This window comes from Photorhabdus sp. RM96S, assembly GCF_042879335.1.
Classification (GTDB): domain Bacteria; phylum Pseudomonadota; class Gammaproteobacteria; order Enterobacterales; family Enterobacteriaceae; genus Photorhabdus; species Photorhabdus kayaii.
In genome coordinates this window covers 1-884 of record NZ_JBHFKT010000133.1, presented here as the reverse complement: position 1 = coordinate 884, position 884 = coordinate 1, and the positions used below count along the sequence as shown (strand labels likewise).

Annotated in this window: 1 pseudogene; it reads right to left on the bottom strand. The window is 49.2% G+C overall.

From position 1 onward, the window contains the following. Positions 1-5: 5 nt before the first annotated feature. Positions 6-766 (bottom strand): annotated as a pseudogene (locus tag ACGF49_RS24605) (IS5 family transposase). Positions 767-884: the final 118 nt, after the last annotated feature.

Here is an 884-nt window from a genome sequence, read left to right as displayed (position 1 = left end):
AGAGCCTATCCCAATAGGGTTTTGTTCCAAACTATAATCCCGCACGCAAAATGTAACATAGCTTCATAGTTTTCGACCTTCTTTTCCCATCGGATCAGTATCCGGCGAAAGCGATTCATCCAGCTATGCGTCCTCTCGACAACCCATCTTTGAGCTTTAAAGTCCGTATTCTGGCAGGCATCTGATTCTTCCTTGCGAGACTGGATGTGCGGCTCGTAGTGCCGACTCTGTAGATAGCCTCTCAGCCATTCAGCATCATATCCCTTATCCAGACACAGCCTGACCTTTTTACCGGGCTTGCCTGTCTGAAGTGCATCAAGCGTATCTGCAACCAATTTGATATCGTGCGTGTTTGCCGCGGCAACAACGAGTGAAAGAGGAAGCCCGTTAGCCTCGGTCATGAGACTGCGTTTTACGCCTTGTTTCCCCCGGTCCGTGGGGTTACGACCTGTTTTTTTGTCCCCGCTAAAGGGGATTTGGTCATGCAGCCATCCAGTGATAACCACGACCAGTCGATGATCGCGAGATGCTTGCAGGCCAGTAAACCGTTTTGCCAGAAGCGTTCAAAAACGCCGGCGTCACGCCATTCCTGAAAACGACGGTGAGCCGAACTTGACGAGCATATTCCTGTTGCATTCAGGGCGTTCCATTGGCAGCCCGTTCTGAGCACAAAGAAGATGGCATCCATAGCGGCGCGGTTATCAACCCGTTTACGATGTGTGCCCAGCGGATGCTGAGTTTTATGTTCGGGAATAAGTGGCGCCATTTTTCCCCAAAGTTCATCACTGAGCCGCCATTTGTTGTTTGCCATACTCTCTATACCTTCAGAAATTATCCGTTCTAGAATATTATACAATATGACAATTCCTTTTGGGATAGGCTCT